The organism is Curtobacterium sp. MCLR17_040 (genome assembly GCF_003234735.1).
In the GTDB taxonomy this organism is placed as follows: domain Bacteria; phylum Actinomycetota; class Actinomycetes; order Actinomycetales; family Microbacteriaceae; genus Curtobacterium; species Curtobacterium flaccumfaciens.
Window position 1 is genome coordinate 1 of the sequence record NZ_QKTE01000024.1, and the last position, 22,762, is coordinate 22,762.

Genomic DNA, 22,762 nt, shown 5'->3' on the forward strand with positions numbered 1-22,762 from the left:
GGCGGGGCCGGGGCGTTCGGGTCCGCCGGGGCGTCCGGGTCGTCCGAGGCGGCCGGTTCGGCCGAGTCCGTGGAGGACGTCGTTGCGTCGTTCCAGGACGTCGAGGCGGCGATGACCGAGGGGCACCCGGCGTTCGTCGCCGCCAACGGCCGGATCGGGTTCGGGCTCGACGAGTACCGGGCGTTCGCGCCCGAGTCCGGCGGCCGGTTCCGGTACCGGTGGCTCGCCGCCCGACGCGAGCACACGCACCTGGCGCTCGCCGCGGACCGGACCGAGCAGGCGCACTGGGAGTCGGAGCTGTCGGCGGCGGTCGTGGCCGGGTTCCGTGCCACGTTGGAGCGTCGCGGGCTCGACCCCGACGACTACGTGTGGCTGCCCGTGCACCCGTGGCAGTGGCAGCACCGGATCGCCGTGACCTTCGCGCCCGATCTGGGCCGACAGGACCTGGTCGACCTGGGCGAGGGACCCGACGAGTACCAGCCGCAGCAGTCCATCCGGACCGCGTTCAACCGCACCGAGCCGGCACGCTCGTACGTGAAGACGGCGCTCGCCGTGCAGAACATGGGGTTCCTGCGAGGGATGTCGCCCGCCTACATGCGGAACACCCCGGCCGTGAACGACTGGGTCGAGTCGATCGTCTCCGCCGACCCCACGCTCGCCGCCGCCGGGTTCTCGGTGCTCCGGGAGCACGCCGCCATCGGCTACACGGGCGACGCCTACCACCGGGTCGACGTGTCCTCGCCGCAGCGCAAGATGCTCGCGGCCCTGTGGCGGGAGAGTCCTCTGCCGCGGGTGGCGGACGGCGAGCGATTTCTGACGATGGCGGCGCTGCTGCACCGGGACGCCGCGGGGAACGCTGTGGTCTCGGCGCTGATCGAGGTATCCGGTCTGCCCGCCGACGTCTGGGTCCGGCGCTGGCTCGACGCCTACCTGCTGCCCGTCGTGCACTGCCTGACCGTGCACGACCTGGTGTTCATGCCGCACGGCGAGAACCTGGTGCTCGTCGTGCGCGACGGCGTCGTGGTCCGCGCCGTGATGAAGGACATCGGCGAGGAGGCCGCGGTGCTCGGTCGGCACGACGACCGCCCCGTACCCGCCGACATCGACCGGATCGTGCACCCGGTGTCCGATGACGAGGCCGCGCTCGCGGTGTTCACCGACGTGTTCGACGGGGTGCTCCGGTTCGTCGCCGCGATCCTCGACGACGACGCGGTGCTGCCGGAGTCCCGCTTCTGGCAGGTCGTGGGGGAGTGCATCGACGCCCACGCCGCCGCGCACCCGGACCGCCGTCGTCCCCTGGACCTGCGGGTGCCGACGTTCGAGCACTCGTGCCTGAACCGGTTGCAGCTGCGGAACACCCTGTCGATGGTCGACCTGGCGGACCAGTCGGCGTCGCTGATCCGGGCGGGGGCGATGGCGAACCCGATCGGCCGGTAGGGGCACGCCGCGTGAGCGAGACTGGTCCGATGGAGACCGGTGCGGGCGCAGGTGTGGGTGTGGGGGCGATCTCGGTTGCGATCGAGGACGTCGCCGAGGCACGCTGCGTCCTCGCTCGAGCGTCGCAACGTGCCGAACGCGTCGCGGGCATCGGATGGGTGCTCGGCGTCCTGGGGTTCATCGTCGGGGTCTCCGGCATCGATCGCATCCCCACGGTCGATCCCGACGCTGGACCGTGGGTCGTGACCCTTGCGGCGATCGGCCTCGTGGTGATCGGGTACCTCGCTGCGTACTGGATCACCCGGAACCCACGGGCGGAACGGTCCGCCGCCGTCGATGCCGCAGCAGAGCGCATGATCGCGGCAGCGCGCGCCGGGGGATTTCCGGAGCTCGATCCGAAGAGCGTCCGGCGCGCGTTGCGCGAGGACGACAACGGGCCCGCGCCGTGGTTCGATCACAAACTCGGGCCGCACTCATGGCCGGTGTGGCGGATCGGTACCGTCGAACCAGCGGAGAGCCACTTCGTCATCGCGGAACGATCGAACGATGCTCGATCGTTCACGGTCCGAGTCGAACCCGCTCAGCCGGGGTGGTGGTCCAGGGACTGAACGCCGACCGTCGGCCTCAGGGCTGGAGGCGTGTGGCCGTCCAGGCGCCCTCGGCGAGTGCGTACTGCAGTCGTCGGTGCATCCGGTCACGGCTACCGTGCCAGAACTCCACGATGTCGGGCTCGAGACGCCAGGCAACCCATCGTGCAGGTCGGGGGACGTCGTCGCCGGAGTCGTCGAGCAGGTCGTTCGCGTCGTCGATCAGGTCCTGCAGGGTGCGGGGCTCGAGCACGGCGGACTGGTCGGCGATGGCCGTCGCGGCGCGTGACTTCGGGGAGCGGTCCGCGAACAGGGCGTCCGACTCGGCATCCGACAGCCGGACGACGTGACCCTCGAACCGGAGCTGCTGCATCGTCTCGCGCCAGTACGCCTGCAGGGCTGCGTGCGGGTTCTCGGCGAGCTGCCGGCCCTTCGGGCTGTCCTCCGACGTGCCGAAGACCAGTCCGTTCGTCGCAATCCGCTTCACGTCGACGGTGCGAGCAGACACGCGGCCGTCGGCACCGGCCGTGGCGAGGGTCATCGAGAGCGGCTCGGAGACCTGTCGGTCCTTCGCCGCGGACAGCCACTCGCGAGCGAGGTCGAGCGGAGACGCTGGCGGGTTGTCGAACTCGGGCAGGTGCAGGGAGTCGTCACCGGAGAGCGGGGCAGAGGACATGTACCCACCCAACCGTGCGCGGGGGCTCGGTGTTCAGGGAGTCACGGACGGTCGTCGCCGGCACCCGGTTAGGCGTCGGGGAACTTCGCTTCGACGAACGCGCGTTGCGCCTGCACGGTGCCGAGGTGTTCGTCGGCCGGGGCGAACACATCGACGAGGTCCTTGAACCGAGGCCGACGACCGCGGCGGAGTCGGTACGCCCGCATGCCACCGCCCTGCTGTCGCGCCATCCCACTCGGCCACACGTCGACGCGCGCCCCCTGCACGCCCAGGAGCCAGCCCTCGTCGTCGAGCGCCTCGCGCACCAGGCTCAGTGCCTCGAAGGCGTCGTACGCCGTGGCCGTGTGCTCTGCGCCCAGCAGCAACACGGTCACGGTGTAGCGCACCTGATGATCGGGGTTCGTCAGGTCCATCTCGACGATCACGGTCGCCGGCGCGCTCGTGCCGTTCCGGTACGCGATCCGGTCGTACGTCGTCATCGCCGTTTGCCGTGTCGACGTGTCACGGCGTCGGGACCTGCACCGACACGAGCTCACCGTTGCCGAGGTGCACGATCGCGGAACCGACCTGGACGCGCTCGACGATGCTGCTCCGCGGCAGACGCATGCCGAGCAGGTCGCCCTCGGTGATCGCCTGGGGGCTCAGCAGCGCTCCCGAGCGGTTGCGCTTCATGTCGACCTGCCAGCCGGTGAACCCGACACCGAACTCGGCGGTCAGTCCGGCTGCGACGATCGCCTGACCGTTGTCGGCCGCACGCTTGACGAACCCCTGCAGCCAGCTCTTCGCCGGGGCGTCCTTGACGAGCTCGGCGTCGTCGATCACCAGGACGCGTCGACCGGGCTGCCCGTCGAACAGGGGTGCGAGGTCGTCCTCGGTCAGATCGGCACCCTCGTGTGCCGCCAGGACACCCGGTTCCGCGGCCAGCGCACGGAGCGGGGACTGCCGCGGGGTCACGAGCACGACCTCGCCACCCTCGCGCAGGACCGAACGGGTCATCGAGAGCAGGACGGCGCTGCGTCCGGACTTCGCGGGTCCACCGACGACGAACGAACCGGCCGCGGCCAGGTCAGGCCCGATCGCGGTGAGGTCGTCTCCGCCGATGCCGACCAGACCGAACAGGCCGGCGTCGTCATCGCGCATCTCCCATGCCCGCTCGAACGGCACCGGGCCGGACAGCTGGTCGACGCGGAAGGGACGTCGGCTGCGTTCGACGGCCCGGTCGCGTTCCGTCGCGAAGGTGGCGAGGGCCGTGATGGCGGCGGCCTGCGACTGCCCGGTGCCGGCTGCGGCGAGCAGCGCGATCTGTGTCTCCGTCGCGGACTCGGAGGCGAACGCGCGTCCGTCGGGGACCTGCTCCGGCAGCTTCCGCGGGTTGAGCGACGCCAGCCCGTAGTCGCCCCGGTCCGACAGCCGGAGGACGAGCTTGTCCTCCACCAGGGTGGCCATCCGACTTGAGAGCAGCTGTCGGTCTCCGGTGACGACCAGGTGGATGCCGACGCTGGCGCCTTCGCGGAGCAACGTCATCACCTGGTCGGTCGGAGCGCCGTGGTCGAGCTCGCCGAGTGAGCCGACGAAGCCCTCCCAGCGGTCGAGCATGAAGACGATGTGCGGCAGACGTTCCGCCGGCACGACGGCCGCGGCACGCTGCTCGACGATGCTGGCGAAACCGCCGTCAGCCAGCACCTGCTGGCGCCGGGCGAGCTCCTGGGCCAGCTTGGTCAGCAGCCGCTGCGCTCGTTCGGTCTGGACACGCTGGACGACGGCGCCGGCGTGCGGGAGCGCCTGGATCGGCAGCAGCGCGCCGTTGCCGCAGTCGAGCGCGTACACGTGGACGTCGGCCGCCGAGGTGTTCCGGGCGATGGCTGCCGCGAGGGTCCGGAGCACCTGCGACCGGCCGCTCCGCGGGGCACCCACGACGTAGAGGTGCCCGTCGGAGTCGAGGTCGAGGCTGCGCACACGCTGCGCCTGCTCACCGGGGAAGTCCTGCAGCGCGAACGGCAGCGGACCCACCCGTGCATCCGTGGCGGTGCTGTCGTCGAGTTCCCACGCGCGGTCGTTGAGGTCAGTGAAGAGCAGCGTCTCCGGCAGGGCATCGAGCCAGGGACGGTACGGAGCCGGACCGCCGAGCTCCACCGCGGCCTCGGTCACGGCGCCGACGAGCTCCTGCAGGTCGGTTCGCTCGTCGGTGTGCTGCACCTCGGACTTCGGTGGTGCGGGCGGTGCGGTACCGAGCGCCGACCACGAGACCGCACCTGCCCAGACCTGCTTGCGCTGGGTCGACTGTCCGGGGCGACGGCCACCGACGCGACCCGACTGGAACGGCAGCAGCGCCCCGGCGCCCAGACGGATGTACCCGCGGCCGGGGGTGCTCTTCTGGATCTGGGCCGCGTCGCCGGCGTCGATCACGTCGGTGCTCTCGCTCGAGTCGGTGACCCGCAGTGCGATCCGCAGGTTCGTGTTCGCGCGGATGTCGTTCGAGACGACACCGGTCGGACGCTGCGTGGCGAGGATCAGGTGGATGCCGAGGGATCGACCGCGCTGGGCGATGTTCACCAGGCCGGTCACGAAGTCGGGCAGCTCCCGCACCAGGCTCGCGAACTCGTCGATGACGATGAGCAGCCGCGGCATCGGCGGCAGCGGTTCACCACGACCGAGGCGGTCGAGGTAGTCCTCGATGTCCTTCGCTGCCGCATCGGCCAACAGGTGCTCACGACGACGGAGTTCGGCACCCAGGGACTCGAGCGCTCGCTCCACCAGGTGCGTGTCGAGGTCGGTCACCATGCCGACGGTGTGCGGCAGCGGCGCGAAGTCGCGGAAGGCAGCCCCGCCCTTGTAGTCGATGAGAACGAAGTTCATGCCCTCTGGAGTGTTGGTCGCCGCGAGCGACGCGACGATCGTCTGCAGGAGCTCGGACTTGCCCGAACCCGTCGTGCCGGCGACGAGGCCGTGGGGGCCGTCCTTCCGCAGGTCGAACGCGAACGGTCCGTCGAGGCTCTCGCCCACGACGACCTCGGTGGTGCGTGGGCGCACGGACCACTTCCCGGTGATCGCCCGGGCCGTCGGCGGTTCGAGCAGCATGACGTCGAGCAACCGCGACGACGTGGGCAGTCCGCCGCCGTCGCTCTCGTCATCGGCGTCGACCATCGGCGCCACCGCTCGGGCGACCGTCTCGAACCAGCCGTCCGGGATCCGGTCGGGCCGCACGTCGGTGACCGTCGCCTGGCGCTGCGCGGCGACCCGGATGCGTTCCGGCCCGACGGTGACGACGACGGAGCACTCCTCGGGCAGCAGCCGTGCCTCTTCCTCGATGCAGATCGCTCGGACGCCGACAGCCGGCCCTTCCTTGAGGATGCGGATCAGACCGGGCAGCGCTCGGAGCCGCCGGGCGCCGTCGAGCACGACGACGATGTCCGGACCGGGGATCCCGCGCATGTTCGACTCACGCATCGCCCGCTGTCGCGCGTCGATCAGCTGACCGACTTCGGCAACCCGGGCGCCGAGCGTCTCGGCGTCGTTGCCGATCGCGATCACGGCGTCCTGTCCGAAGCCCGGCCGGGCCTGCGGGATCCACCGCAACCACGCCCACTCATCGGCCGATCGGGCGTCCGTCAGCACGACGAACTGCGTGTCACGCGGACTCTGGAGCACCGCGAGTTGCGCCACGAACCACGACGTCAGGTGCCGCGTGTGCTCGTCTCGGCCAGCGACGCCGACGACGCCCTGCACGCCGAGGTCGACGATCACCGGCACGTCCTCTGCCAGCTTGTCGACCGCGCGACGGTGCTCGAGCGCCGACGGGTCCTCGAGCACGACGCCGGACGGGACGTCAGCGGTCCCGACGCGGAGCGTCAGGTAGTCGGGATCGGTCCGGCGGCGCTCCCACAGGCGAGCGCGACGCCGCAACGCGACGTCGAGGACGGTCGCGGGGTCTGGTGCGCTCGTCCGCAGCTCGCGCTGGTACCGGACCACTGCCTCCAGGGCGTCGGCCTCGACCGCCTTCTTGGTCTCTTCGTACTCGGCAACGCGCTGCTTGTGGGTCTTCTTGCCGTTCCGACGGTCCCACCAGGCGTTGCCGAACATGATGATCGGCGACATCAGACCGAACGCGAGGTACGCGACGTTGTGGAAGATCGAGATCATCACGGCGGCCATGCCGAGCGGCGCGAGCGCCGCGATGATCGGAATGGACCGACGTGACTGCTGCGCCGGCACGGCTGGCAGCTTGAACACGGACGGGTGGTCCTCGGGCAGGAGCCGCGGCGGCCGGGTGTAGTCGAGCGAGCCGCCACCGGCGGTCAGGGTGATCGCCGCTCGGTCGGCGTCCGGCACCGCGACCGACAGCAGGGTGTCGCCGATCGTGACGATGCTGCCCGGCTCGACCGGGGTCTCGTCGTCGACCTCGGTGCGGTCCACCAGCACCGTGGATCCTTCGGTCGGCGTGATCGTGAACCGACGGTTGAGGTCGAGCCGCAGGATCGCGGCGTACTCCGGTGCGCTCCGGTCCGGCAGGGGCACCGTCGCGTCGGGCGCCGAACCGACGTGGGCGATGCCCGCATCGAGCACCACCACGGTGCCGGCACCCGGTCCGCCGACGATCCGCACGCTCGGCAGGTCACCGGGCAGGGGCAGGACCGGAGCCGGGGCCCCGAACGTCAGCCGAGCGCCCTCGAGCAGCACACCGTCACCGATGCGTGCGTGCGGGGTGGTCGGGACGGAGTCGACCGCGACGTCGACGATCGACGTGGCCCCTTGCCCGAGCCGCTTGGCGACGATCTCGACGATCTCGCCGAGCAGGGTGTCCTCGTCGCACTCCACCACGAAGTCGGCGGAGGCGCTCGACGGAAGGTGGCTCGCGGTGAACGTCAGGCGCACGTGTGGCGCCCCGCACCGGAGATCGTGGTCGTCGTGGTCGCAGCGCGGTGGTCGGACGAGGCCCCCCGCAGCGTCATGCTGCCGCTCATGGCCTGATTCTCGCAGGTTCCCCGGTCGGGCAGGTCGTGTTGCGTCCGGATTGTGGATGGGCGCTCGGCCTGGAGGCGCGGTGTGGGGGAGCGGGTCGGTTCACCTCGACGCGGGCTCAGTGCAGTCCCCATCGGTCACGTCGCGCCGTGGATGCGTCGGACACGAACGGCCAGGTCGTGCGCTGCACGTGCGCGGGGCGGTGCGCCGCCGCCAGCGGGCGTCGTCATCGTCCGCCCCTCGATGGACGGGATGCCTTCAGGTGACGACTTCCGATGACGACGCCGACGACCAACGCGAATGCCCACACGACGTACCGGATGAGCCACGCGGTCGGTCCGTCCCAGGGACCCGTGTCGTACTTGCCACCTGGGAGGAAGGAGACGCCGACACCGATGGCCAGCACGATCACCGTGTCGCGGGCGAATGCGGCCCAGCGGCGTCCGGGTGTGCGGGGGAGCCGTCGTGTCATCGCTTCCTTCGCGGGTCGGTGGTCGTGGTCGTTCTCACTCGGCATCTGGAGTGAGCACCAGCCCGAGGGCGAACTGGTCGACCAAGGGCGCAGCGAACGACTCGTCAGCCCGCTTCGGGATGAACGTGGTCAGGACGGCGGTCAGCGGATCGGGCAGCTGTCCGATGGGCTGCACCCATCGGATCGTCGTGGACGGAACCGCGCGGCGCAGGAGTGAGCGAGCCGGTGTCTCCGTCCGGTCGAGGATCCTCGTGGCGGGACCGAGTGCCGTCGTGACGGTGGACACATCGGCATCGGCTGTCCGTTCGGCGAGCGGGAGGAGTACGTCGTCGACCGCCTGGGCTGCAGCATCGAGTCCTGGGAAGTACTGGATGACCGTGTAGGCGAGTATCTCGATGGTCGGGGCGTCGGTCGTCAGGACGAAGAAGTCGTGGGCATCGACGTCGTTCCGCAGTCGTGCCAGTTCAGTCATCGCCGACTCGAGCGATCCTGCGACACGCTTCGGAACAGGCCGGTGGATGTGGCTGATCACGTTCGCTGTTGCGGCGCGCCCGGCGGTGGCCGGGTCGCCCTCGATGAACCTCGTCCAGGCGTTGACGTAATCGAATTCGAGTCCCATCAGGAGTTCTCCCTTCTCGGCTGTCCGGTCAATTCCTGCATCCCGTTGCGAGCCAGCGCCCGATGCTCGTCACTCCACGACGGGACTGGGCGGCCAGGTCTCCGCCGTCCCCTCCCACGCCGTGGCGGTGCCCGCCCGGAGGCTTTCGACCGGGGGGCCCTGGACCGACCAGCGTTCCGTCCGTCGTGGTGACGAAGACGGTCGTCGTGTTCATCGGGGAAGTGATCTGCGGGGGGAAGAACCCGAACCGAAGGCCGGGCGTACTCATCTCGCAGGAGTTCTGGAGCGTCCCCGCGGTCATGATCACGTCGACGGACTTGAACGGACGGACGTACCCGGGGAAGAGGCGGTAGGTGGTCGAGTTCGCCCAGCGCTTCGGCTTGCCGCGGACCTCCTCGGGCAGCGGGACGATGAGCCAGACTGCTCCAGCGAGGCCATCGAGGTCGAGCACCGCGCCCGGCATCGAGTCCGGGGCGCCCGTCACGACGCATCCCGGAGTCGGAGGCCCAACGCGAGGCGGTCGACGTGCGGAAGCGCGATATCGACGTTGGACTCGTGCGGGATGATCGAGGTGAGGATGGCCGAGCTGGACCGGACGTCGTCGGAGAACGGTTGGACCCAGCGAACCGAGGTCTTGCGTGTTCGACCCCGGAGGAACCCAGCCCGTTCGGGCGCATGACGGAGCGCGATCCGAGTCGCTGTGCCCAGGGGAGTCTCCGTCCGGCTGATGTCCGGGTCGGCGACGACACCTCCGTTCCGACGTTCCTCCCACGCGTCGTCGACGACGAACTGTTCCGCTCCGTCACCGTCGAAGTAGTGCACCGACGTGTAGGCGATGACCATCACACTGGGCGTGCTGGTGGTTAGGACTGCGAAGTCCGTCGTTGCGAACGTGTCACGGTACCGAGCAAGATCGCCGAACTCGCGCACGAGGCGAGCGTGATCCTTCGATGAGATCGGTCGTTCCGCGAAGCTCGCCGCACGAGTTGCCGCCGCTGCCCCGACCTCGTCCGGTACTCCGGGATCGATGAACGTCCAGGCGTCGATCGGCTGGAAGCACAGCGTCTTCACGGTTCGTCTCCTCTCGGCGCGCCGCTGGCCCACCACGCGGCCATCGGGAGCGCACCGTGCTCGCTGATCAAGGCTCTGCGCCGGTAGGCGACCCAGGACAGGGCAGGGAATGCCACAGCGACCAAGACGGCTGCGCCGACGAGGCCCCAGCTCCCGGCCGGGATGGTCCAGATCATGGTCAGCAGGCCGGCGATCGGGACGGTTGCCAGCGTCGCTGACCGTGCGCTCATCCGCTTCCGCAAGTCCGCTGCCTGCTTCGTCGGATCTCCGACGCGCACGGAGGTCTCGTGCCAGCCCAGCCAAAAGCTGAGCACGAGGTTCGTCGCGGCGGCGGTGAGACAGAGGGCGCCAGCCCAGGGCGCTCCCGCTGCGAACGGCATGACCGCGGCCGAGACCGGCAGGAACGTGCCGAAGAGCACCGGCGTCACCCGTGGCACTCCGAGCTGGTTGAACGACGACAGGGACTCCTTTGCGGTGTCCAGGTTCGAGTGTGTGTCGAGGCGCTGTCCCGGGGAGGACCGGATGTCGGCCTGATGGGACGTGACGATGCCGAGCGCGTTGCAGAACTTCTCGAGCTCGTCGGGTCCGGAGGGGTACCAGGTGGCGGCGTGGAGTTCTGCTCGCACCGTACCGGTGCCGTCAACGAGCAACGCAGCGTGATGGTCACCGACTGTGAACACCACACGGCTCACGGCCATCGGAAAGAGCGTGGACGACGGCGTCTCCAACCTGCGCCACAGCCCCTGACCGTCGGTGAGCAGCAATCGGTGTCCACTGTCGATCGCGAACGAGGCCGCCTCCGTGAACCAGGACGGACCGTGTGGACGGATCGCGTTCGACGGTTCCTGCCGGACGTGCCGTCTACCGGCCATGACCTGGACGGCAGCGACGAGGACGGCAAGCGATGCCGCGATCGGTGGGAGGCACCACAACTCGAAGGGGAGTCCATGCCCTGCCAAGGCCACGACGACCGCAGCGATCGCGGAGATCGGGATGAGTGAACCACCACCGAGGAGCGCAACACGAGCGATGATCTCCGCTCGGGTGAACAGGGACGGAAGCCGTGGCACGATCACTGTCGGTCGTATTGCATCACTGAGCACCGTCGAGGCCCCGTAGCGCCGGATGAGCAGCGCGAGACCGCTGGAGTCGAGTGCCGTGACCAACTGCGTCGGTGTCGGGGGACTCATCCACCAGTCATCGATCGGCAGGACGAACTCTCGCCCGTGTTCGTCACGGATCGCGACGGCTCCGTTCCCCGGTCTCGCGACGACCGAGCGCGGAACATCTGACCAATCGACCGCCCAAGCAGCGGTGATCCGCCCGGTGAGGGCGATGTCGTCCTTCGCCCGCACGCCGTGCAGACGGCCCGCTACGAGAGCGAGGGCTTCGAACTGTCCCTGTGCGGCAAGTCGGTCGCTCAGGATGGCCGCATGCGCGACCAGCTCTGCGGCCTCGATGACGGTCATCGCCAGTCGACGCGCATGTCGCGGAGGAGCTCGTCGAGCATGGGCCGCGCGAGGGTGCTGTCGTTCTCGTCGGGGACGAAGAAGGAGACGACGACAGTCATGTCGTTCGCATCTTCGACGATCGGGACGATGGCCCGAACGACGAGTTTCACCGACTGCGCTCGCCTACCGGAGGTCCGTTCCCGCATCTCCACGAGCGTTGCTCGGCCGACGGGCAGATCGAGCATCGTGACGCCGGCGTCGCCGATGCCGGACGGACGCGGTGCACGAGCGTCCTCGACGAAGGTGTCCGCTCGGTCGATGCCGGCGATGCTGTGCACCACTGCGTAGCCGATGACACGGACCTCCGGCGACGTCGTCGAGAGCACGAAGCAGCTCTCCGCTTTCGCCGCCGCTTGAAAGGCAACGACTTCGCGCATCACCGAGCGGAGCGTCGTGCGTTCCCGGCGTTTCGGCCGGTGCTTTGCCTGGGCGAGAGCCTGCTCCACCGCCGCATCGGTCACTTGGTCCGGGTCCCCGTCCTCATCGAGCAGCGTCCAGGCGCGGTTGTAATTCCACAGTAGGCGGGTCATTCGTCTCCTCTCGGGGCTCCGATCACGAACCAACGTCCGAGCCCTGCCGGGACTCTTCCTCGCTCGGCTCGACGCCGACGGAACGAGAGCCACGAAATGAACGGGACGGCGAGGACCAGGAACAGGATGCTGAATGCCGGGAACACATTGCCCTGCAAGAGGTACCAGATTGCGACCGCTGTCCCGATGAGCGGCACTCCCGCCGTGATGAGGTGACGCCGAGTGGCCATGGGGCGGTCGGGTCGCCCGTGCTGTTCTGGGCGGATGGGCGCAACGGGGAGCCGCGAACTCGACTCGACGACGAAGACCGCCGTGACCACGGTCACCGCGATGGCCGCGAACAGGGCGGTGACGAACGTTGCAGCCGCACCCGGATTCGCGGAGCGGGCTCCCGCGAGCACGACCGTCGTGAAGGCAGACGACGCGAGGAACGGGTAGGCGGGCACCGCACCGACAGCGTTGGGCAGCATCAGCGACGACGGCCCGATGCGGCTGTTGCGCATCTCGTCGAGGGCGATCGCGGGCTGATTGCGCAGATCCTCGGATGTGTCCGTGATCACGCCGAGTCCCTGCAGGAGTTCTGCGAGGACGAGGACGGCATCCGGTGATGGTGCCCACAGACGCAGCGGGAGCTGCGCGCGCACGGTGTTCGTCCCGTCGATCAGCAGGACTCGTGGACTTTCGTCGTGGACGAACACCGCCCGGACGACTGCGTCTTGACCGAGCTGACGATCCGCCGTCGCCAGTCGCTGGGTGACGCCCTGCCCATCGGTGAGGACCAACCCTTGATCGTCGGTTCCGATGAACGCCGAGTCGCGGAACCAAGAGGGGCCGTCAACGGGCCGCAGCTTCGGTCCGCTCGACAACGCCGGCCGATGCTTCCGAGCCACCGCGAGAGCGAACACCGCGATCGCGTTCGCAGCAGCCGCACCGGCTGCGATCCATCCGAAGACATCAGCGGGCACTGCGGTCACGATCGGGCCGAACACATCTGACAGGAAGGCGCTCAGGCCGATCAGGATGACGATGATGAGCAGGTTCTGCCCCCTCGTGCGGCGTCGTTCGTCCGTCGTGATCAGGACGTCGGCGGAGGCGAAGTTGCCCGGGGGCGGCGCAACGGTGCCGAAACGGTCGAGCAGCGTCTGGAAACCGCTCGAACGGAGCGCGACGTCCGCCGGTGCGACCGAGACCGGCGACATCCACCAAACGTCGATCGGGATGAGGAAGAGCCAGCCGCTCACGTCCTCGAGCAGCACAGCGCCGTTGTTGGCTGTCCGAGCAACACGAGGCGGGAGCACGGCCCCGTCCAGGAACCAGGCGCGTACGACGCGATCCGTCACGATCCGTTCACCACTGCGGTGCGTCAGCACGATCCGGTCGTGGTCGTCGAGTGTGACGCTGGTCGCGGCGGTCGAGGCGGCGATGCGGTCGCTCCAGGCGGCAGCACGAGCAAGGATCTCAGGCATCGATGACGATCTTCGCAGCGAGCGCGTCGATCCGCACGATCAAGCGCTCGGCGAGTGCGGGGTGGACGCTGCTCGATGAGAGCACCAGGAGTTCGTCGCGCACCACCCATGACCACGATGCTTGGACTGCCACGAGCGCTGGTCCTTCTGGTCGCTCCACGGCAAGACGTTGGACCAGCCGCAGAGCGCGGCCGCTGGTCGTGGTGATCATCGACTCGTCGATCGTGCCGATCGGATCGGGCACACGAAGCTCGGCTCGCACGACTCCGGCGGGACGACCGGCAAGCGGGGTCGTTCGTGCAGCGAGCCAGCCGAGGGGGCGCGCATCATCCACAACCGTCCAGGCGGCTGCTGCGTCCGTCTCGTTGAGCAGCCTGATGAGCGTCGGCGCGCTCGAGGGATCGTGACGGTGATCGTCCAAGCCGAGCGGAAGGAGGGCGTCGTTCGATGGCCAGGTGACCTTCACCGCGGCCGCTCCCACTCGAAGCCGGTCATGAGGATGTCGAAGTGCACGACGCGCTCGTCCGTGAAGGGGGCACCAGCGCACTGGAACGAGATCAATGCGAAGGAGCCGGGCTCGTGCGGGACCGGCAGGAGGTAATCGACACGGGTCGTCCTCGCAGGCCCGCTCGCTTCTGAACCGGCCAGGAACGCTGCTGCCACATTGGTGGGGATCCGCGGTGGCAGTCGTTCTGCGCCGATCTCTCCGTGCGACAGGGCACGAAGCGCCAGCCCCGTAGGCAACTCCGTGGTCGTCGTCGATGCTCCGAGCACCGGAGCGACATCGCCGAGATCGAGTTCGGCGATGGCGGGTCCGAGGTACGCGACACCGACCGTGAACAGCATGTTCATCGGCACTCCGCCGAACTGGCCGTCGAAGAAGTAGAGGTCGGTTGTACCAGCGTCTGACATCGTCGTGAAAGCTGACCCGATGTCGTCGCGCGCGCGACGCCGAGCCTCGACTGCGGTCGGGTCATCACCACCAAGCAAGACGAGATGGCGGTCAGCGAAGGTGCGCGAAGCGCGCCGTGGGTCGCCGTCGATCGGGTACCGGTACCACCCGTCGGGCAAGAGGAGACGGTACTGCGTCACAGCGACCCGACGTGGATTTCGCTCTTCGTCTTCCAGTACCCGTTCCAGTCGGTGGCGGCGGTGATGACCGTCTCCACCGGCTTGGGCAGATCGGGCAGGCCGGGGAGACCGGAGCCAGCCACGACTCCGTTCGCCAGCGCTGCGCGGGTTGCGGCCTCTCGTGCGAGCGCGGAGTCGGGAGCGAGCTTCAAGACCTGTGTGGTCTCCATGAGCCCTCCGGCCACGTACGTGTCCAGCAGCGCCGTGAGGGGCTTCCGGCCGACGGCTTCAGCCTCACGGACGCCCTCGCCTGCTCCCCGGAGGAAGGCGCTCATCTCCCCGCCGACACCGGCGTTCGCGGTCCGCGCCGCTGCTGCGGCCGACGCGGCTCGCGTCTCACCGACTGCTCCGCGGAGCATGCCCATGGCAGAGCCCGCGTACTTGGCGGCTCCGAAACCGACTGCCGCCAGGGCGAACCCGATGGCATCGTCGCCGACGTCCTTTGCTGTCGCGTCGCCAGCCATCGACTGCGTCGCCGTGATCAACAGCTTCGCACCCGCCACGGCGAGCCCGATGAGAGCGATCACCGGGAGGGCGGCGGGGAAGAAGATCGCTGCGATGACCGTCACGACGAGGAGCACCGACCCGACGGCGTCGAGCGCGTCCTTGATGACGTTGAGCACCCCTCGCGCATCGTGGATCGCCTGCTTCACGTGGTCGAACCAGCCGTCCTTCAGCCCGTCGTCCGCGCCGGAACGGATGCGATCGGCGACCCGGCTAGCGAGGTCCCCGTACTCGCCTTCCTCGCCAAACCGCCCCGCGAGACGGAAGATGATCGCCTTCGCCGCGTCGATGTCGCTCTGCGCAGCGTCCACCGCCCGGTCCTGCGCGTCGACCTGGTCCTGGTGCTCCGGCGTGTCCGGCGCGGCGGTCAGGGTCTGGCCGGCGGCGGCTCGGTGCGCGTCCTGAGCCTCTTGCGCACGGGCGAGGGCAGCATCGGCTTCCTGCTGGATGCCCTCGAGCCCGTTCGCCCAGTCGTCGAGCGCCGCGGCGAGTTGGGTGTAGCGACCCTTCGCCTTCTCGATGGCGCCGGCGAGGTCACCGGCCGAGTCGCGGAACTTGGTACCCGACTCGCTCTCCCAACCCTCGCCGTCCTTGAGGGAATTGAGGCGGTTGACCTGCTCGGTGATGGCTCGTTCGATCGAACGAGCGCCCGATGCGGACTGGCGGATCTCCGTGGGATCGCCGGGCACCGGGTCGATCGGCAGGTCGACGGCGCTCCAGTCGGTGGGACGCGCCATCAGCTGTCCTTCCGGAGGATCTTGTTGGCGAGTTCGACCTCGGTCTGCGTGAAACCGTCGTGTGCGCTCTCAGCCATCTCGGCGACCGCCTTGATCGACTCCTGGAGCCGCCCCCGGCGGATGTCCCAGTTGCTGGCGAACTCGTCGATCGCACTGACGATGGTCGACGAGCCGACTCCGGACTTGTAGTCAGCAGCGGTCGAGGCGACGTGTTCGAAGTCGCCGTGTAGCCGCGAGAGATCAGCTGCCAGGCCGCCGATCATGTCGAGATCGAGTTTGAGCGTGCCGCCCACGGTCCCCCCGTTGGTCAAGTCGTCGTTCGAAGTGTGTGCTGCCGGAGCAGCGAGAGCGGTGGCCGACGCCCGAAGACGCCGGCCACCACCGTTCCGAGCCGGTCTCAGCCGATGCTGGACGCGAGCTGCTCGTCGGTCGACTCGAGGGTGTTCGCCGCGCTCTCGAGGAACCCGGCCATGCCGTCGATGGCCTGGATCGTCTGCGTCGCGCCGGAGTTGAACTCCGAGTACGTCGAGTCGAAGGCCTTCGAGGACTTGTCGGTGACGTAGCCCGACGAGACGAGGTTGTCGATCTGGCTCTTGAGCTGGCTCAGCTGGTCTTCGATGGCCTTCTGGCCGTTGCGAAGCTGCGAAGCCTGGTTGCGAAGATCGTCGTAGGTGACGTTGACATTGGCCATGGCGCATGCCCTCCCGATGCGGATGTGAAGTACCGGGCGACCCCCGGCGCGGTTCGACCATACTTGATCGCGTTGCATCTCGCACCACTTCTGAACAATCACCAGAACGAGGGGTACACGGTGGCTCGACGCCGGAAGGACGACGACACTCCGAAGCGCCCGGCGGTCACGCGTGCCGACGTCGAGCGCGACCGGCAGGCCGGGTACCTGTCTCGCGCCTGGGTGCTGCCCGCGGCTCCGGTGTCGGACGACGAGCCGGACGCCGTAGTCCGGACGGAGCAGCCGCTGCCGACGATCGGCATCGTGCCGCGACTCGTGCTCGAGGTCGCGCCGGGCACCGTCGTGCCGCTCGACCAGCCGGTCGTCGTGGGGCGACGCGTCCCGACCGCGCCGGGGCGACGAGCCGTGTTGCTCGACGACCCGGGGAAGTCGGTGTCGCGCGAGCACGCCGCGATGCGGCCGACCGGGGACGGCGGCCTGGTGGTCGAGGACCTCGGCTCCTCGAACGGCACGGTGGTCGTCCGTGCATCCGGCGCGCAGGAACCCAGCGTGGGCGGCGCACAGGTCATCGCCCGGCCCGGTGACGTCGTGATGGTGGGGGACTACGCCGTGCGGGTACTCGCAGGCTGACCAGCACCAGCACCAGCACCAGCACCAGCCGTCGCGTACCGCCCAGCGGTCCGCCGCATCGCCCGCAGCAGCAGCGGCCCCGGCAGCCGCAGCAGGGCCCCCGGCACGAGCGCCCGCACCCCGGCCACCACCCGGACGGTGCGCCGGAAGCGCCGTTCCTCCCGCGGCCCCCAGGCGAAGCCGTACGCCGTGCGCACCCGTTCCGGCAGCAGCCCCACGGTCACGATGCGGACGAGGGGCATCGCCGCCCGCACCCACAGCGGCGCGAACCGCGGGTGCAGCAGGTCGCGGACGACCCCGCGGGCGTCGTCGGTGACCTCGAGTCCGTCGAGCGTCTGCTGCCAGTACCGGTCGAACGCCGCCACCGAGGTTGGCCAACGCTCCGGCGGCACCCGTAGCGCCGTGGCGATCGGGGCGTAGGCGGCGAGGACCTGCTCGGCGCGGGCCGCGGAGACGCGTGTGCCGAACAGGTCGTGCGCCCGCCGGGCGGAGTCGAACAGGGTCGCGGCCACCCAGAGTTGCCGGTCGACGTCGTCGGCGCCGGCGACGGGCCGGTGCGCACGGTTGACGAAGCCCGCTGCGGTCGCCGAGTCGGTGTCGGTGCCGATGACGACGGCGTAGACGAACATCAGGGTGTGGGCGAGCCGCTGCTGGGGTCGCCTGGCGAAGTCCGAGTGCCGTCGGACACCGGCCGCGACGACCGGGTCGGCGATCTGCAGCAGGATGGCGCGGCCTCCCGCGGCCACGGGCGTGCTGTCGGCGAGGAACCGCCGCAGGTGACGGTCGTGCACGCGACCAGCAGTCGGACGGGAGGCACGGTGCGGGTCGTGTGTCGCGCCTCCAGGCCGTGGGGTGGTCACGCCGCACCCCGTCGGCGTCGCGCCCACAGGACGGGCCACAGGTCCGCGGCGATCGCCGCCAGGAGCGCGACCGCGCCCACGACCAGGGCGACCAGTGCGGACGAGGCACCGACGGGCGCGTCACCGGTCAGGGCGAGGAGCGTCGCGACGAGCCAGATCGCGGGGAGCGGCCAGAGGCGGGTCGGTGATCCGGTGACGACCGCACCGACGACGCCGACGACGAGGAGCGGGACCCAGCGGCCACCGGGCTCCGAGCGGGCGGCGAGGTGTGCCGCGGCGGCGACCAGCAGCATCGCCGCGACCGCCAGCAGCCGCGCTGCCGAGGGCATGCTGCGGACGCTGGCACGGACTCGTCGGAACACGGCCCGATGCTACCGAGCCGTGTTCCGGGGGAGCCTGATCAGGTCAGCGCTCAGAGCGGCTTCGTGCCGAGGTCGTTGCCGAGGTCGGCGCGGTCCTCGTCCTGCTCGTTCTCGTGCTCCCACAGGTCGGGCGAGCCCTCGCGCGGGGACCCGCCGGTCGGACCGTCGTCGGAGCCGTCACCGGGCTGCGGCTCCACCGTCTCACCGGCGACCGCGTCGTTCGTCACCGTCTCGAGGGACTCCTCGGCCTCGTCCACCTCGTACGGGCCGACGTGCTCACGGTCGATGTCGTCGTCGCGACGCTGCTGGGACTCGAAGTCGTCGACGGGGCTGATGCCGGGGTCGCTCATGGTGGTTCCTTTCCGTTGCGGGCTTCCTGCCTACCCGCCGGCGCTTGGCGGCCGTCCGGTTTCGTGTCGTGTTCACCCGGGCGTCACCTTCCGGTCACACCGCCACGGCAGCATCGCCGATGCTCGGGGGAGTGGAGCGCGGTCGCCGACGGGTGGTCGAGCGACCGCGCCTTCCCCGCCCGGGCCGGCCGGGCCGTCCGGGCCCGTGCGCCGGCCGCCGGTGCGCTTCGTCCGTGCCGCTGTCAGACGCGTTCGAGCAGGTCGCGTTCCTCGACGTCGGCGAGTGCGAGGGTGCGGTAGCCGGCGGACTCGAAGAACACCGTGATGCGGTCCTCTTCCGTGCTCATCACCACGCCCGTGCCCCACTCGGCGTGCTCGACGCGGGCATCCGGCGGCCAGGCGGCGTCGTTCGCACCGTCGGCGACGTGGGCGGAGGCCTCACGGGCGGTGCCGGACGAGCAGGTGTCGCAGTTGCCGCACGGCTCCGGTAGCTCGTCGCCGAAGTAGCCGAGCAGGAACTGCCGGCGGCACCCGGTCGTCTCGGCGAGCTGGCGCATCATCGCGATGCGGGACTCCTCGACCCGTTCCCGTTCGGCGGCACGGTCGGCTGTCGCACGTGCGGCACGGTCGGCGTCCTGCGGGCCGTCCGGCACCCGGGAGACACCGTCCACGTCGTCGCGCAGGGCGCCGGCGTCGAGCAGGGCGTTGAGTGCTCGACCGGCGGTGCGGGCCGACAGGCCGGAGGCTTCCACCAGCGCGGAGCGGGCGATCGAGCCGGTCGCCGGGACGGCGTCGAACACGGCCCGGACCGAGGCGGGCCGCGGCGAGCCGGACGCGAAGAACGTGCGCAGGCCGAAGTCCTCGGCGCGGTAGTGCAGGGTGGCGCCGGCCGGTTCCGCGTCCCGCCCGGCCCGCCCGATCTCCTGGTAGTAGGCGTCGATCGACTCGGGGACGTCGGCGTGCACGACGTACCGGACGTCGGGCTTGTCGATGCCCATGCCGAAGGCACTCGTCGCGACCACCACGTCGACGTCGCCGTCCAGGAACCCGGTGTGCACGGCCTCGCGCTCCGCCACCCGCATGCCGGCGTGGTACGGCTGCGCACGACGACCGCGGGCGGCGAGGGCGTCGGCGTACTCCGTCGTCGCCGCGCGGGTGGCGACGTAGACGACCGTGGGACCGTCGAGCTCGGCGACCTGGTCGACCACGGCCTGGCGCTTCTCGGCGTCCTCGGCGTGCCGAACCACCTCGAGCCGGATGCCGGGACGGTCGAACCCTGAGGCGAGCACGAACGGGTCGCGCATGCCGAGCCGCTCGACGATGTCGTCCCGGACCGGAGCGGACCCCGTCGCGGTCAGGGCGAGCACCGGCGGGCGGCCCAGGCGCTCCGCGACCTCGCCGAGCGCCAGGTAGTCGGGTCGGAAGTCATGGCCCCACGACGAGATGCAGTGCGCCTCGTCGACGGCGACCAGTGCGACCCCGGCGTCGCGGAGGCGCTCGAGCACGTCGTCCTTCACCAGCTGTTCGGGGGCCAGGAACACGTAGCCGACCTCGCCCGCGGTGACGGCGTCCCATGCATCGGCGACGTCCCGTGCCTTCTTCGTGGCGTTCAGGGCGACGGCTCGGGGGGCGTCGGGATGGTGCTCGAGCCCGACCACCTGGTCCTCCTGCAGCGCCACGAGCGGGGAGACGACCACGACGAGGCCGTCCAGTCCGAGGCCGGCGACCTGGTAGATCGCGGATTTCCCCGATCCGGTGGGCATGACCGCCAGGGCGTCGCGGTGTTCGAGCACCGCGTCGATGACGGACTCCTGGTCGGGGCGGAGCTTCCAGCCGAAGACCTCGGTGGCGCGGGTACGGAGTTCGGGTTGCACCGATCCACAGTGCCGAGCGCCAGCTCGGGCCGGTCCCAGCGGTGCGCGCAGCGGCTCATGCGCGTCGGGGCGGACCGGGGCCTGGCATCCGTGCACCGGCCGTCCACCGAGCAGCGCTAGGCTGCGTGGCGGCCGTTGTCTCGACATCGAGCGACCCTCGATGTGGAGTGCGCGACCGGGAAACCGATGCCGATCGCACGAACCGTGCGGGAAGAAGAACAGCGTGGATCTTTTCGAGTATCAGGCCAGGGACCTCTTCGAGTCCTACGGCGTCCCCGTGTTGCAGGGGATCATCGCCGACACCCCCGAGCAGGCGAAGGCGGCGGCCGAGAAGATCGGTGGCGTCGTGGTCGTCAAGGCGCAGGTGAAGGTCGGCGGTCGCGGCAAGGCCGGCGGCGTGAAGGTCGCGAAGACCCCGGACGAGGCGTTCGAGCACGCGCAGGCCATCCTCGGCCTCGACATCAAGGGCCACACCGTCCAGCGCGTCATGGTCGCCCAGGGTGCGGACATCGCCGAGGAGTTCTACTTCTCCGTGCTGCTCGACCGGGCCAACCGCTCCTACCTCTCGCTCACCAGCGTCGAGGGCGGCATGGAGATCGAGCAGCTCGCCGTCGAGAAGCCCGAGGCGCTCGCCCGGGTCGAGGTCGACCCGCTGACGGGCATCGACAAGGCCGCCGCGCTCGAGATCGCTCGGCAGGCGAACTTCCCATCGGAGCTGCAGGACGCCGTCGCCGACGTCTTCGTCAAGCTCTACGACGTCTACAAGGGCGAGGACGCGACCCTCGTCGAGGTGAACCCCCTCGTCCGCACCGGCGACGGCCAGATCCTGGCACTCGACGGCAAGGTCTCGCTCGACGAGAACGCCGACTTCCGCCACGAGGGCCACAAGGACCTCGAGGACACCGCCAGCGAGGACCCGCTCGAGGCCAAGGCGAAGGCCCACGGCCTGAACTACGTCAAGCTCGACGGCCAGGTCGGCGTCATCGGCAACGGCGCGGGGCTCGTCATGTCGACGCTCGACGTCGTCGCCTACGCCGGTGAGCGCCACGGCGGCGTGAAGCCCGCCAACTTCCTCGACATCGGCGGCGGCGCCTCGGCCGAGGTCATGGCCAACGGCCTCGACGTCATCCTCGGCGACCCGCAGGTGAAGAGCGTCTTCGTGAACGTCTTCGGCGGCATCACCGCGTGCGACGCCGTCGCGAACGGCATCGTCGCCGCGCTCGGCATCCTCGGCGACGCGGCCACCAAGCCGCTCGTCGTGCGCCTCGACGGCAACAACGTGGAAGAGGGTCGCCGGATCCTGGCGGAGGCAGCGCACCCGCTCGTCACCGTCGCCGCGACCATGGACGATGCGGCCGAGAAGGCCGCCGAACTCGCCGCCGCAGCGGCCTGAAGGGACTGACCATGTCGATCTTCCTCAACAAGGACTCCAAGGTCATCGTCCAGGGCATCACCGGTGGCGAGGGCACGAAGCACACCGCCCTGATGCTCAAGGCCGGCACGAACGTCGTCGGCGGCGTGAACGCCCGCAAGGCCGGCACCACCGTCACCCACGGCGACGTGTCGCTGCCGGTCTTCGGCTCGGTGCGCGAGGCCATCGACACCACCGGTGCCGACGTCTCGATCGTCTTCGTCCCGCCGGCGTTCGCGAAGGACGCGGTGATGGAGGCCATCGACGCCGAGATCCCGCTCGTCGTCGTCATCACCGAGGGCATCCCCGTGCAGGACTCGGCCGAGTTCTGGGCGCACGCCAAGGCGAAGGGCGGAACGACCCGGATCATCGGGCCGAACTGCCCGGGCATCATCACCCCGGGGGAGTCCCTCGTCGGCATCACCCCGGCGACGATCACCGGCAAGGGCCCGATCGGGCTCGTCTCGAAGTCCGGCACCCTGACCTACCAGATGATGTACGAGCTCCGAGACCTCGGCTTCTCGACCGCCATCGGCATCGGCGGCGACCCGGTCATCGGCACGACGCACATCGATGCGCTCGCCGCGTTCGAGGCCGACCCCGAGACCGACGCCATCGTGATGATCGGTGAGATCGGTGGCGACGCCGAAGAGCGTGCGGCCGAGTTCATCAAGGCGCACGTCACGAAGCCCGTCGTCGGCTACGTCGCGGGCTTCACGGCCCCCGAGGGCAAGACGATGGGGCACGCCGGCGCGATCGTGTCCGGTTCGGCCGGTACCGCCGAGGCGAAGAAGCAGGCGCTAGAGGCCGCCGGCGTCAAGGTCGGCAAGACGCCGTCCGAGACCGCCGCGCTGCTGCGCGAGGTCGTCGCCGCTCGCTAGCGA

General features: G+C 70.0%; 23 protein-coding genes. 5 read left to right on the forward strand and 18 right to left on the reverse strand.

Features of this window, described 5'->3' with window-relative positions; all coding sequences use genetic code 11:
* Window positions 1-1,437, forward strand: a 1,437-nt coding sequence (locus tag DEJ01_RS15870) for an IucA/IucC family siderophore biosynthesis protein (RefSeq protein WP_309147067.1), incomplete at its 5' end; no start/stop codon positions are given.
* Window positions 1,438-1,448: 11 nt separating this feature from the next.
* Window positions 1,449-2,045, forward strand: a complete 597-nt coding sequence (locus DEJ01_RS15875; RefSeq protein ID WP_146247647.1) for a hypothetical protein — start codon at window positions 1,449-1,451, stop codon at window positions 2,043-2,045.
* Between the two features lie 16 nt (window positions 2,046-2,061).
* Here DEJ01_RS15875 and DEJ01_RS15880 read toward each other — a convergent pair whose 3' ends face one another.
* The 14 genes from DEJ01_RS15880 to DEJ01_RS15945 form a co-directional block, all read right to left on the reverse strand.
* Window positions 2,062-2,700 carry a pyridoxal 5'-phosphate synthase gene (locus tag DEJ01_RS15880; protein ID WP_111024807.1) on the reverse strand — a complete coding sequence of 213 codons (639 nt, stop codon included), beginning with the start codon at window positions 2,698-2,700 and terminating at the stop codon, window positions 2,062-2,064.
* A gap of 68 nt (window positions 2,701-2,768) precedes the next feature.
* Window positions 2,769-3,179 carry a hypothetical protein gene (locus DEJ01_RS15885; protein WP_111093544.1) on the reverse strand — a complete coding sequence of 137 codons (411 nt, stop codon included), beginning with the start codon at window positions 3,177-3,179 and terminating at the stop codon, window positions 2,769-2,771.
* Between the two features lie 22 nt (window positions 3,180-3,201).
* On the reverse strand, window positions 3,202-7,572 hold the full coding sequence (locus DEJ01_RS15890; RefSeq protein ID WP_111093545.1) for an FtsK/SpoIIIE domain-containing protein: 4,371 nt from the start codon (window positions 7,570-7,572) through the stop codon (window positions 3,202-3,204).
* 593 nt (window positions 7,573-8,165) lie between these two features.
* Window positions 8,166-8,750: a hypothetical protein gene (locus tag DEJ01_RS15900; RefSeq protein ID WP_111093547.1), complete on the reverse strand. Its 585-nt coding sequence runs from the start codon at window positions 8,748-8,750 to the stop codon at window positions 8,166-8,168.
* Window positions 8,751-8,778: 28 nt separating this feature from the next.
* A complete protein-coding gene (locus DEJ01_RS15905) occupies window positions 8,779-9,234 on the reverse strand; it encodes a hypothetical protein (RefSeq protein ID WP_111093548.1) in 456 nt (151 codons plus the stop codon).
* Entirely contained in the window at window positions 9,231-9,821 is a 591-nt protein-coding gene (locus DEJ01_RS15910) for a hypothetical protein (RefSeq protein ID WP_111093549.1), read from the reverse strand. Before DEJ01_RS15910 ends, DEJ01_RS15905 begins: the two co-directional genes overlap by 4 nt.
* On the reverse strand, window positions 9,818-11,290 hold the full coding sequence (locus DEJ01_RS15915) for a hypothetical protein (protein ID WP_111093550.1): 1,473 nt from the start codon (window positions 11,288-11,290) through the stop codon (window positions 9,818-9,820). The genes DEJ01_RS15910 and DEJ01_RS15915 overlap by 4 nt, the downstream gene beginning before the upstream one ends.
* Complete coding sequence (locus DEJ01_RS17960; RefSeq protein ID WP_146247648.1) at window positions 11,287-11,862, reverse strand: hypothetical protein; 576 nt, start codon at window positions 11,860-11,862, stop codon at window positions 11,287-11,289. The genes DEJ01_RS15915 and DEJ01_RS17960 overlap by 4 nt, the downstream gene beginning before the upstream one ends.
* Complete coding sequence (locus DEJ01_RS15925) at window positions 11,859-13,328, reverse strand: hypothetical protein (RefSeq protein ID WP_111093552.1); 1,470 nt, start codon at window positions 13,326-13,328, stop codon at window positions 11,859-11,861. The genes DEJ01_RS17960 and DEJ01_RS15925 overlap by 4 nt, the downstream gene beginning before the upstream one ends.
* Window positions 13,321-13,794: a hypothetical protein gene (locus tag DEJ01_RS17965; protein ID WP_146247649.1), complete on the reverse strand. Its 474-nt coding sequence runs from the start codon at window positions 13,792-13,794 to the stop codon at window positions 13,321-13,323. The genes DEJ01_RS15925 and DEJ01_RS17965 overlap by 8 nt, the downstream gene beginning before the upstream one ends.
* A complete protein-coding gene (locus tag DEJ01_RS15930) occupies window positions 13,791-14,399 on the reverse strand; it encodes a hypothetical protein (RefSeq protein WP_146247650.1) in 609 nt (202 codons plus the stop codon). The genes DEJ01_RS17965 and DEJ01_RS15930 overlap by 4 nt, the downstream gene beginning before the upstream one ends.
* A 17-nt stretch (window positions 14,400-14,416) precedes the next feature.
* Window positions 14,417-15,700, reverse strand: a complete 1,284-nt coding sequence (locus tag DEJ01_RS15935) for a putative T7SS-secreted protein (RefSeq protein ID WP_111093554.1) — start codon at window positions 15,698-15,700, stop codon at window positions 14,417-14,419.
* Window positions 15,700-15,993: a hypothetical protein gene (locus tag DEJ01_RS15940; RefSeq protein WP_111093555.1), complete on the reverse strand. Its 294-nt coding sequence runs from the start codon at window positions 15,991-15,993 to the stop codon at window positions 15,700-15,702. Before DEJ01_RS15940 ends, DEJ01_RS15935 begins: the two co-directional genes overlap by 1 nt.
* Before the next feature lie 104 nt (window positions 15,994-16,097).
* Window positions 16,098-16,391: a WXG100 family type VII secretion target gene (locus DEJ01_RS15945; RefSeq protein WP_111089241.1), complete on the reverse strand. Its 294-nt coding sequence runs from the start codon at window positions 16,389-16,391 to the stop codon at window positions 16,098-16,100.
* Window positions 16,392-16,511: 120 nt separating this feature from the next.
* Between DEJ01_RS15945 and DEJ01_RS15950 the strand changes: the two genes are divergently transcribed.
* Complete coding sequence (locus tag DEJ01_RS15950; RefSeq protein WP_181438479.1) at window positions 16,512-17,021, forward strand: FHA domain-containing protein; 510 nt, start codon at window positions 16,512-16,514, stop codon at window positions 17,019-17,021.
* Here DEJ01_RS15950 and DEJ01_RS15955 read toward each other — a convergent pair.
* The 4 genes from DEJ01_RS15955 to DEJ01_RS15970 all read right to left on the reverse strand — a co-directional run bounded on the left by DEJ01_RS15955 (window position 16,994) and on the right by DEJ01_RS15970 (window position 20,467).
* A complete protein-coding gene (locus DEJ01_RS15955) occupies window positions 16,994-17,812 on the reverse strand; it encodes an oxygenase MpaB family protein (RefSeq protein ID WP_181438480.1) in 819 nt (272 codons plus the stop codon). The genes DEJ01_RS15950 and DEJ01_RS15955 overlap by 28 nt on opposite strands.
* A 65-nt stretch (window positions 17,813-17,877) precedes the next feature.
* Window positions 17,878-18,243, reverse strand: a complete 366-nt coding sequence (locus DEJ01_RS15960; RefSeq protein ID WP_146247651.1) for a hypothetical protein — start codon at window positions 18,241-18,243, stop codon at window positions 17,878-17,880.
* Between the two features lie 50 nt (window positions 18,244-18,293).
* Complete coding sequence (locus DEJ01_RS15965; RefSeq protein WP_035809242.1) at window positions 18,294-18,593, reverse strand: hypothetical protein; 300 nt, start codon at window positions 18,591-18,593, stop codon at window positions 18,294-18,296.
* Between the two features lie 242 nt (window positions 18,594-18,835).
* Complete coding sequence (locus tag DEJ01_RS15970) at window positions 18,836-20,467, reverse strand: RecQ family ATP-dependent DNA helicase (RefSeq protein WP_111093558.1); 1,632 nt, start codon at window positions 20,465-20,467, stop codon at window positions 18,836-18,838.
* 223 nt (window positions 20,468-20,690) lie between these two features.
* On the opposite strand from DEJ01_RS15970, the gene sucC reads away from it, so the two are divergent.
* Both sucC and sucD read left to right on the forward strand, forming a co-directional pair.
* Window positions 20,691-21,860 (forward strand): ADP-forming succinate--CoA ligase subunit beta, encoded by a 1,170-nt coding sequence (sucC, locus tag DEJ01_RS15975; RefSeq protein ID WP_111024796.1) that lies wholly within the window; start codon window positions 20,691-20,693, stop codon window positions 21,858-21,860.
* 11 nt (window positions 21,861-21,871) lie between these two features.
* Window positions 21,872-22,759, forward strand: coding sequence for a succinate--CoA ligase subunit alpha (sucD, locus tag DEJ01_RS15980; protein WP_111093559.1), 888 nt, complete (start codon window positions 21,872-21,874; stop codon window positions 22,757-22,759).
* Window positions 22,760-22,762: the final 3 nt, after the last annotated feature.

Bases quoted from the DNA above. Each gene is read 5' to 3' on its own strand.
- DEJ01_RS17960 (WP_146247648.1), bottom strand. From the start codon at position 11,862: ATGACCCGCCTACTGTGGAATTACAACCGCGCCTGGACGCTGCTCGAT.
- DEJ01_RS15880 (WP_111024807.1), bottom strand. From the start codon at position 2,700: ATGTCCTCTGCCCCGCTCTCCGGTGACGACTCCCTGCACCTGCCCGAG.
- DEJ01_RS15915 (WP_111093550.1), bottom strand. From the start codon at position 11,290: ATGACCGTCATCGAGGCCGCAGAGCTGGTCGCGCATGCGGCCATCCTG.
- DEJ01_RS15945 (WP_111089241.1), bottom strand. From the start codon at position 16,391: ATGGCCAATGTCAACGTCACCTACGACGATCTTCGCAACCAGGCTTCG.
- DEJ01_RS15885 (WP_111093544.1), bottom strand. From the start codon at position 3,179: ATGACGACGTACGACCGGATCGCGTACCGGAACGGCACGAGCGCGCCG.
- DEJ01_RS15935 (WP_111093554.1), bottom strand. From the start codon at position 15,700: ATGGCGCGTCCCACCGACTGGAGCGCCGTCGACCTGCCGATCGACCCG.
- DEJ01_RS15900 (WP_111093547.1), bottom strand. From the start codon at position 8,750: ATGGGACTCGAATTCGATTACGTCAACGCCTGGACGAGGTTCATCGAG.
- sucD (WP_111093559.1), top strand. From the start codon at position 21,872: ATGTCGATCTTCCTCAACAAGGACTCCAAGGTCATCGTCCAGGGCATC.
- DEJ01_RS15965 (WP_035809242.1), bottom strand. From the start codon at position 18,593: ATGAGCGACCCCGGCATCAGCCCCGTCGACGACTTCGAGTCCCAGCAG.
- DEJ01_RS15925 (WP_111093552.1), bottom strand. From the start codon at position 13,328: ATGCCTGAGATCCTTGCTCGTGCTGCCGCCTGGAGCGACCGCATCGCC.